The following is a 10,255-nucleotide window of genomic DNA, read 5'->3' as shown; positions in this document are numbered from 1 at the left end:
TGGTCAGCAGCACCTGTACCGTGCCATCCGTTTCGGTCGCACCCGCATTCAGCGCCTCGACGTTGAAGTCGATGTCACCTTGTGGCGTCACTATCAGCGTCAAGGTCGAAGTAACAACATCAGAACTATCGGTGACCAGATAACTTACTGTAGGAACTGCACCAGAATAGTCAGGAGCGGGGGTAAAGGTGAAAGAGCCATCACTGTTGATGATCAGCGTACCAATGCCAGTAAGGGTCGATGTAACACCTGCGGGAACATCAATATTACTACCCCAGCTATAGCTGATGATGGATTGAGCCAAGGGACCATCCGGGTTGGAGCTATTGGCCAAAAGATCACCACTGACAGGGTTATCTTCATCCATCGAAAATACTTCACTCTCATCCAACAAGAGATTAGTTAGTGGCTCCGGTTCTAACAGTGGTTCAGCCGCTTGCTCAGTGTTGATAATGGGTTCAGCCTGATAATTGGTATCAAAACCGGCCTCGGCAATGGTCGCATCACCGGTTCTATCAATGGTGACAAAGCCACCATTGCCGCTTGCTCCTGCTACCCCGCCAATACCACCGCCACCACCGGCAGCAGGTGCACCACCTGCTGCTGAAGCCTCAAAGTTTTGCGTCGGGTCAACGCCTTGCAAAATTGACTCTTGCAATGCAGCAATGTCAGAAGGAGTGCCCTCCGTGCTGGCACCACCTTGCGGTTGTCCCGGTTCTGCTAATTCGGAACCGGTGGGTACATTCTGCGCTGGTGTATCGTCATAGGGGGAAAGAACAAGCTTGGCATCATCCGCTATGGTCAATTTGGCACCGGGCTGGAGTATTTCCCCCTTTTGCAGGGGGCGACTGCTGCCATCAGCCAGCACAATCTCCACATTCCCTTCGATAGCTGAGACAACCACGGACTTGTCGATGATTTGGGTACGCATATCCATTGCTCCAACGTGACAGATCTTGATGTCTACACCGTAGAGGGAGATAACGTGCTTTTCCGTTGCAATAATCTATAGGTTTGACTGCCCTCAAACCGATATAGAGAATAAAATCGAAAGGTTATTTTTTCTTCATTAAAATCATAACGATATAAATGGAACCAAATAACACCCATATTAATTTGATAATAAAAAAATCAAAAAATATATTGTATTGATATAAAAAATGACCCCATTCGGGGCCATTTCTACACTGCACATATCAATCAAGACAAGGGGAAAGCAGGATGCACAAATCCCTGATAACCATCGATATGCAACTTGGAAAGCAGTTCCACTTGATGTTGATCTTCGACGCGGGTTGCAATGGTGGTCACACCGGCATTGTGTGCAGCTCGGCACACTGCAGCCAAGAATGAGGTGTCAGCACCCGGCTCCATGACCTGACTGGTATAACCGTGATCCACCTTGACATAGGCAGGCGCTAACTCCTCCAGATAGCCCAGTGACTGGAAGTGACGGCCGTAGTGGTCAACCCCCCACTGGAAACCATGGACCTGCAATGCGCCTACCAAAGCGGCCACATGATCTTTGTGCTTCATAATGGCTGCCTCGGGTATCTCGAATAACAGCCGTTCTTTCAATTCGCCATGTTCGACCAGATAGTGCGTCAGCCAGGTCAAAAACTCATCCGAACAAAGCGAACCTGCCGTTATATTAATTGCCAGCACTAGATCCGCTTGTTTGTGCAGTAAGGGAACACATGCATCAAGTATTGCCTGATCAAAATCGCCCCCCAATTTGAACTGTTCGATGGCAGGCAAAAACTGACCGGCAAAATAGTCCGTGCCATCGCGAGAGATAGATGCAAACAACTCGGCATGCAACCTGGCCCCGTTATCAAATCGGCAAGCTGGCTGAGCCTTGAATCGCCAGAGGTGATGCGAAATAGCATCCTGAACCAAATCACGCCATGCCAAGCGCCCCATCAACCCCTGCTCGGCTCCCCCTTCCATGACAACAGCACCACGGCGTTCATTACGCGCCTTGCCGAGTGCATTATCCGCTTTAGTCAACAGGACTGAGAGATCATCATTACCATCACGGCCTGCAATACCAATGACGGAGAGAGGATTACCCTCCGCCATTGGGTTCACGACCAGATCAGCAATACGAGAATTGATAATTTCTGCCAACTCCTTAAGCTGACCCAAATCATCTGTCGGGCAGAGCAGAGCATATTCGGTCGCTGATATCCGCGCCACAGCTGCACCATCCCATCCCTTAAGCTGTTCGCGTAAGATTTGTGCTATAGATTTGACCATATTATCACGGGCAGCAAAACCTTCATCACGGTAGATATCATCGAGCATATCTACCGCAACCAACATGATGCCCCCTTGGCCAGATTCTGCAATCCAGGCATTAACCTGACCAACAAAATAGGCTCGATTACCCAAGCCAGAAACGGCATCCACATAAACTCGTTCACGCAGTTTCTCCGCCTCGTCGGCCTGCTCTTTGAATTGCACCGCCAACTTTCCGGATAAGATGTTGATCGCTTGTACAACCTGCTTCAATTCATAGGTCTTGGGCTCTGGAATGGTATGCCCAAAATGATGCAATTCAATCTCGACGGCCTGCTCACAAATCTGCTTGAGCGGTTTTAACAGGAAATTAAGTGCACGCATAAGCAAGATCGTGGTTACCAAAAATCCAATCACAAACCAGGTCGCCAGTTCGCTCATCCCTGCCCACAGTTCGTGATAGGCTTGTCCTGGGTGGCCCACCACCTTGAGCTTGCCAAGTTGCAGCCAGCCAGACGTCAGAATTGACTCATTGGATACTTCCGGAAACAAGCCAAGTTCAATAAACCAGTCAGGTACACCTTGAATACGGCTGCTGTTTTCTTCTTCAATCACATCTTTCGACGCAAGCAGGTCAAGACGAACCATACGGTAATAACCACCATCAAATATGGCCTTAATCACCGACTCAGCTCCCACCTTGTCGCCATTTTCAAGATAAGGAGTTAATGCCAGTCCCAGTGACGTAGCGGTGTTTATTACCGTTGTCTCCTGCTGTTGTGCCAGATAAGTTCGTGTCGAATTGAATTGCACCCAATACGTAGCTGCAAACAACAGTCCAAACAACAGCAACATGGTGGCCAATAACTGTCTATAAAGCGTCATAGGTTAATCATCCAAATTCACCACAGGCCTAGCCAATCGCCCCGATGTCATGCGATTGCGTAAATCATTCCATAATCCCAAGCGAGATGATTGGCCAGCCAGCTCCCCTTGGCCTCGCGCCTTCATCAACCACAAGTGACTACCGTTAAAACTATAGATAGGTACCAAATCTCGCCGTTGGGTAGCAGGTCGAATAGAGCCTATCAAATTATCCAAAATAACCGGAACAGAAGAGGGGGTCTCATAATATGCCACCACCATGTGGAACTGGTTGTAATCAAGGGCCTTGACATAAACCATCCGCATTTTTTCATCCGGGATCCCCAATTCCAGTAGTGTGGAATATTTGGCAATACTGAAATCTTCGCAATCTCCTCCGGCAGCCCCCAGAAACTCGAGCGGGGTTGCCCAGTAATCTTTCTTGCGCCACAACTTGATGTCATCAACAAAGCGCATTTGATTAAAAAAGTTGTTCACTCTTTCGAGCTTTTTCGCCTCGCTCAGTGCCTTTCCCTTCGTTTCCATCACCAGCATGCGCCAACTGGTTACACGCTTGCCGGCTCTGGCACCATAGGTCTGCTCCGCCCGCTTGATCAAGTTGAGATCTTCCTGTGGCAGAGGCTGGCTGGCACAGAGCAAAAGTGAGAAGGGTAACAGCAGGATCCATAAGGAGTGGCGCAGAGTACGTAGAGATCGGTATCTCCATTTATTGAGGAGATCATACCATCTGCTTCCGGTACCACGCAGAAGTGTCACGTCATATGCCTGCTGCATGATTGCTACTGCACTCCTCAAAAACCGTGCAACCACCTGCTTTAGCCAAACATGGTGACTGCCAGCAGCAGTCACCATGTTGGCGTTCATCATCATCCCGGCGGGATCATTGGCAAACGGTTATTGCCTGGGCTGCCATTCAGCGGGTTGCTTGACGCTAAATGCATTGAGCAGACTTCCTGTCGCATTGAGGATGCGATAGTCCGCCAGCAATGCATCATACTCAGCAGTGATATAACTGCGACGCGCTTCGAACAATTCGTTTTCGGTGTTCAATACGTCCAGCAAGGTTCGCTGACCCAAGCCAAACTGCTTCTTGTATGCCTGAACGGTATCGTAGCTTGCATCCACATGCTCTTTAAGGAAGGTTTTCTGTTTGGCCAGCGACTCTTTCGCATTCCATGCCAAACGGGTTCCCTCTTCTACCTGACGAAATGCATTCAGATGAATGTCTTTCGCCTGAGAGTACAGTGCCGAAGTTGCATTGCTCTCGGCTACGTCAGAACCACCTCGGAACAGGTTGTAACGCATCCGCACCATAGCTGTCAGATCGTCATTGCGACCTTTAACGGCATCAATATCCTCATTCCAGTTTTGGTCCACTTCAAAAGTGACGTTAGGGTAGAAACCGGATTTGGCACCTTCATGCTGATACTTGGCCGCTTCAATATCTTGCAGGGATGAGAGCAGGGTCGGGTGAACTTCTGTCGCCGTTTTCAGGGCAGTATCGAGACTAGCCGGGACCAACTCGGCATTAGGTACCGGTTGAACGAGATCTTTTGGTACCTCGTTAACCACCCGAATAAACTCGCTTTCCGCATCACGGTAGTTGTTTTCAGCGGCGGCTTGGTTGGCGTAGGCCCTGGCAACACGACCATCAATCTGGGTCTGATCAGCAGTAGAACCAAGCCCTGAATCAGTCCGTTTCTGAATGTCGCTACGGATCTGTTCGTGGGTTTCCAGGTTCTGTTTGGAGAGTTCCAGGATCTCCTGCTGGCGCAGCATATTGAGGTAGACCTCAGCCACTCGCAGCGCGGTATTCTCTGCTTCGGAGATCATCGCCAGACGCTGGGCGTTGGCTTCAGCTTCAGTTCGGGAGACGTTGTTGCTGACATCAAAGCCATCAAACAACATCTGCCGCAAACTGAGCCCAGCCTCTTTGCGAGTCATGGAGTCATCAATATTGCTGTTTGAACCAGCAGCCCGGGTAGAAGGGCTGTCAGTCTTTTCATAGCCTACGCCGCCACGCAGATCGATCGTTGGATAATAGCCACCCTTGGCGCCATCATGCTGATAGAGGCGTGCCTGGTAGAGATCAAACGCTTCCTTGATCTTGGGATGCGTAGCGAGTGTCTGTGCCACCGACTCTTCCAGAGTCTGGGCCTGACCCAAACTAGGGATCAGGGTGATGCCACTGACCAGCATGGCAACAATCGTTTTTTTCATGTTATCTCCAGTCATGTTTTGTTTTTAGATTGTTGGCTTATCGTTCTCTCAGTGCCGACTGCTTAGCCCGTAAAATCGGCTTAAGTAAATAGTCTAGGACACTTTTTTTACCAGTAATGATATCAGCACTGGCTAACATACCGGGGATGATGGGAAGTGCGTTAAGCTCATCGCCCAAGTAACTCTTCTCGGTACGCACCCGAACCAGATAAAAGGAGTTCCCCTCCTCATCCTGGATCGAGTCCGCACTTATCTGTTCAACCTTGCCATGCAATCCTCCATAGATTGTAAAGTCGTAGGCAGTGATCTTGACGATGGCATCCAGCCCCGGTCGCAGGAAGGCGATATCTTTCGGCGACACCTTGGCTTCAACCAACAAGGTGTCCTCCAGCGGCACTATCTCCATCAAATCCATGCCGGGCTGCACCACGCCGCCCAGAGTGTTGATCTTGAGTTTCTTGATGGTGCCCTTGAGCGGAGCAATCACGCTGGTCCGGTCTACCCTGTCTCGCAAGCCAACCTGCCCTTCTGACAACTGGCCAAGTCGCCCCTGCTTCTCATTCAGTTCCGTCTGGGAGTCAGCACGGAATTTCAGCGCTATGTCATTGCGCTTGGAAATAGTCTCACGCAACACCGAATTGAGTTTTGGGATCAGCAGACGGTTGCTCTCCAGCTCCCCCTGCATCTCGTTGACCTGCCGCTCCAGCTTGATTAGCTCCACTTGAGGCACTATACCCTCTTTTGCCAGTGGACGGCTAATATTGAGCTCTTGTCTGGCCAGATCCACACTGCGATTCACGGTGCGAATTTTGGCATTCAGTTCAATCAGTTCCTGCTCTTTCTGCTCGATCTGTTGACCAAGAATATAGAGCTGGTTCTTCAGGTTATTAAGGCGATCCCGTTGTACCGAGCGTTCACGGTTGGCATATTCGGGAAAGACGGTTTCATAGCCATCCGGAAACTGAATTGGCGCTTCTCCCACCACTACCTGTTCACGCCACCCCAGTGCAGGGTCATTTTTAACCTCAACACTGGCCATTTCGGCCCGTAACCGGGCAATATCTCCTTTCAGAGTGACCAGCTCCTGCTCACGCTCTCGAAAATCGGAGCGGAAACGGGTGTCATCGATACGCAGCAGCGGCTGTCCCTTCTCGACGATATCTCCCTCTTTGACGAAGATCTCTTTGACTATCCCCCCTTCCAGATTCTGGATCACCTGTAGTTGGCGGGATGGGATCACCTTGCCCTGACCCACGGTGACTTCATCCAGCTCGGCCCAGGCAGCCCAGACGATGGCACTCATGAAAAAGAGGAAACAGCACCATAACAGGATGCGGGCACCGGTTGGGGTAGTAAGCAACACAGCTGCCGCGCCGTCATCGACAAACTCCAGATGCTCGGGTGCCGGCAATACATCACCGGAAGGCGCATTTTTGCTGCGTTTTAACCAGTTCATGAGCCCCTTAACCATGGGACACCTCCTGCACGCGCACCTTGCCTTCCTTCAACTGCTGCAACACCACCTCTTTGGGACCATCTGCCACAATCTGTCCCTGCTCGATGACGATAACTCGCGAGGCCACATCCAGCATTGAGGTCTTGTGGGTGATGAGGATCAAGGTGGTTTCCGGGCCCAGTCTGGCGAGCTCCTGTTTGACCTGCATCTCGGACTGGTTGTCCATGTTGGAGGTAGGCTCATCCATCACCAGAATGGGGGGATCATTGAGCAGGGCGCGTGCCAGCAGGATCGACTGACGCTGGCCACCGGAAAGCTGACGGCCACCCTCACCTATCTGCCGATCCAATCCGTTGGGATCACGGTTGGTAAAATTGGTGACGCCCGCCCGCTTGGCAGCACGCAAGACTCTCACGTCATCCACCAGCGGATTACCCAGCATGATGTTGTCTCGCACCGAACCAAAAAAGAGAATGACATCTTGGGGAACACAACCGATATTGCGACGAATCACCGAGGGAGGCAACTGGTCTATTTCGAAACCATCGATCCGGACCGAACCGTCAGTCGGCCGATACAGCCCCATCAACAACTTCTCGAGGGTCGTTTTACCCGCCCCAATCCGGCCGATAATTGCCACCTTTTCACCCGGCTGAATACGCAAATTGATATGGTGCAGGGTGCTGGTTTCCATTCCTGGATATTTGAACGAAACATTTTCGAATTCAATTCGACCGGCAATCACCGGATGATGGATATATTGCTTGCCTTCCTCCTGCTCACCCGGGGTTTGCATGATTTTTTCCAGAATATCCAGTGCAGACTTGGCCTGGTTATAACGGGTCGACAACACTGAGAGTTGCACCATGGGCGCAATGGCACGGCTGGAGAGCATCACGGCAGCAATCATCCCCCCCATGGTGACTAAGCCTTCGGAGATCTGGTAAACACCGACAATCACCAGACCGACCGTCACCACCTGCTGGATATAACTGGCCAGTGACGACATGGAGTTGGTAATTCGCCGTGTTTGTACACCCCAGGTGGAAATATGGGAAACAGCCTGCTCCCAACGGTGCTGGAACAGACTCTCGGCGCCAAAAATTTTGACCGTTTCCAGCCCGGAAATACTTTCGATCAGGTTGGCATTTTTCTGAGAGGCCAGCCGGGAACCCTCTTCGATGGACTTTTTGAGCGGCTCTTGAATATAGAAGCTGTAGGCGATCAGGATCAGCATGGCGACGATGGGGACCACCACCATCACACCGGCAAACATCCAGATAATAAAAAGGAAGAAGACGGCAAAAGGCAGATCGATAAGAGTAGAAACCGTCGCGGAAGTGAAAAACTCCCGCACCGATTCAAATTCCTGCAGATGTTTGGCGAAAGCGCCGGTGGAAGCGGGACGAGACTCCATCCGCATGCCCATCACCTTGGCGAAAATCTTGGCGGACAGCAGCACATCAGACTTTTTGCCAGCGATATCGATAAAGTAACTGCGCAACTGCCGCATCACAAAATCGAAGGTAAAGACCACCATGGCCCCGACCGCCAGCACCCAGAGCGAATCAAATGCCAGATTGGGCACAATCTTGTCATAGACGTTCATGGTAAAGAGGGGGCTGGCGATGGCAAACAGGTTGATCAGAATGGAGGCGATCAGCACATCGCGATAGATTCCGCGAGATTCAAACAAAGTGCTCCAGAACCAGTGGCCATCACGGGTCTCCAGCACCTTGGGAGAGCGCTCGTCAAATTTGAACTGCTTCTTAACGTAAAAGAGACGCCCCAAATACTCATCACCCAGCTGGGCAGCAGTCAGCCATTGGGCGGCATCACCTGCCTGCGGGAAAATCACTTTCCCCTGGCTGCGCTCTTCGTTCCACTCCAGCAAAATACAGGCGCCACCGTTACGCATCTGCAATACGCAGGGCAGCAGCAAGGGAGAGATCTGATCAAGCGGCTGGATCACTTCACGGGCAGATAGCCCGCCCCGCTCGGCAGCACGACAAAAGAGTGCTGTAGTCAGTCGTCCGGAGACCAGTGGCAACCCGGTCGTCAGGGCATCCTGGCTGTTGGGCACACCATAAAAGCGGGTCAAGAAGACCAGACACTCCAATAACTCATCGATACGACTTGTTTCTGCTTGCATAGCATCCCGTCACTGCATTAATAAGGTCGATACGAGAGGGGTATCACTCATATTTTCCTGCTATAGCGACTCTAAAAACGAGCCCCCTCCCACAGATGAGCCTGATCAGGGAATAAACCTATCCGGATACATCGTGACACTCACCACCAATTTTCCTTGCATGATGATTGGTAAAACCAGCCTGTGAGCATCATGCCGACGCCTCCCTCAGGTAAATGGAGGTGTTAATTGATAATGGCATTTATTGTGGCGCATCACTATATCAACCTGCAGGTACCAAAACTATAGTTTATGGTATGAACTTTTTATATAACCCTATGTTTTACGTGAAAATAATAATTACGAACTCAATTATAGGTCAGGAAGTATGAAGGGTCTTCCCAGTGCATGACCCTGAGGGCCACTCAAGGAGAGTGCTCGTGCAATGTCCGCCATCGCAGTCCAGCGATTCTCGCACCAGGCGGGAGCAAGCAGGGTTGGGCGGCGCGCCGATGCCGAAATCCGGTGATACACCACCTCGGGTGGTGTGTGCTGGATCATGGCGACAGCGGCTTCCACATACTGCTCCAGCGTCAATACCTCAAGGCGCCCCGCCTGCCACGCTTTGCCAAGAGTACTGCCCTCTACCACATGAAGCGGATGCAGCTTGATCCCCTCAACACCGGTCTCAACGATACGATGCAGGGTATCGAGGCTGTCTATTGGCACTTCGCCCGGCAGGCCGACGATCAGATGAGCACATACCTTGATGCCGCGCTGATGGGCACGTCTTACCGCATCCTCATAGGCGGCATAACCGTGGCCGCGGTTGATCCGTTGCAGGGTCTTGTCATTGGCGCTTTGCAGCCCGAGCTCCAGCCACACCTCGTAACCCCGGGCCTGATAGCCCGCCAACAGATCGAGCACCGCATCCGGCACGCAATCGGGGCGAGTGCCCACACAGAGCCCCACCATATCGCTCACCGACAGCGCCTCTTCATACATCCGCTGCAGATATTCGACCTCGGCATAGGTACTGGTATAGGCCTGAAAGTAGGCAAGATAGCGCTTGGCACGGGTGACTTCGTCCCGGCGAGCCAGCAGTTGTTGCACCACGGAGAGTTGCTGAGCCGACTCGTCGGCAAAAGAGGATACGTTGCAGAAGGTGCAGCCACCGCGGCCCAGGGTGCCGTCACGGTTCGGGCAGGTGAAGGCCCCATGGATGGAGAGTTTGTGGATCTTCTGACCATGACGCTGCTTGAGATCCTGACCGAATGTATTGACGAGTTCGTGTAACTGCATGACACCTCCGCTAAAGGAGC

The 10,255-nt window shown here is 51.6% G+C and carries 7 protein-coding genes; all 7 read right to left on the bottom strand.

The window, feature by feature from the left end; translation table 11 throughout:
- Nucleotides 1-931: retention module-containing protein (locus G5533_RS04975; RefSeq protein ID WP_421255798.1), on the bottom strand; the 931-nt coding region annotated here is incomplete at its 3' end.
- Between the two features lie 269 nt (nt 932-1,200).
- Complete coding sequence (locus tag G5533_RS04970; RefSeq protein ID WP_216953336.1) at nt 1,201-3,126, bottom strand: EAL domain-containing protein; 1,926 nt, start codon at nt 3,124-3,126, stop codon at nt 1,201-1,203.
- Nucleotides 3,127-3,129: 3 nt separating this feature from the next.
- Complete coding sequence (locus G5533_RS04965) at nt 3,130-3,882, bottom strand: transglutaminase-like cysteine peptidase (RefSeq protein WP_227343029.1); 753 nt, start codon at nt 3,880-3,882, stop codon at nt 3,130-3,132.
- A 138-nt stretch (nt 3,883-4,020) separates the two neighbouring features.
- A complete protein-coding gene (locus G5533_RS04960; protein ID WP_216953335.1) occupies nt 4,021-5,346 on the bottom strand; it encodes a TolC family outer membrane protein in 1,326 nt (441 codons plus the stop codon).
- A 37-nt stretch (nt 5,347-5,383) separates the two neighbouring features.
- Complete coding sequence (locus G5533_RS04955; protein WP_266135587.1) at nt 5,384-6,817, bottom strand: HlyD family type I secretion periplasmic adaptor subunit; 1,434 nt, start codon at nt 6,815-6,817, stop codon at nt 5,384-5,386.
- The gene (locus G5533_RS04950; RefSeq protein ID WP_421206390.1) at nt 6,810-8,954 is read right to left on the bottom strand and encodes a type I secretion system permease/ATPase; all 2,145 of its coding nucleotides are present in this window, start codon (nt 8,952-8,954) and stop codon (nt 6,810-6,812) included. Before G5533_RS04950 ends, G5533_RS04955 begins: the two co-directional genes overlap by 8 nt.
- A 351-nt stretch (nt 8,955-9,305) precedes the next feature.
- Entirely contained in the window at nt 9,306-10,235 is a 930-nt protein-coding gene (locus tag G5533_RS04945) for a TIGR01212 family radical SAM protein (RefSeq protein ID WP_407959429.1), read from the bottom strand.
- Between the last annotated feature and the right edge of the window lie 20 nt (nt 10,236-10,255).

It is taken from the genome of Aeromonas sp. A600620, from assembly GCF_029479985.1.
GTDB classification, from domain to species: Bacteria; Pseudomonadota; Gammaproteobacteria; order Enterobacterales; family Aeromonadaceae; genus Aeromonas; species Aeromonas veronii_A.
Note: the sequence above shows the minus strand (reverse complement) of the source record. Positions and strands in the feature narration are given on the sequence as shown.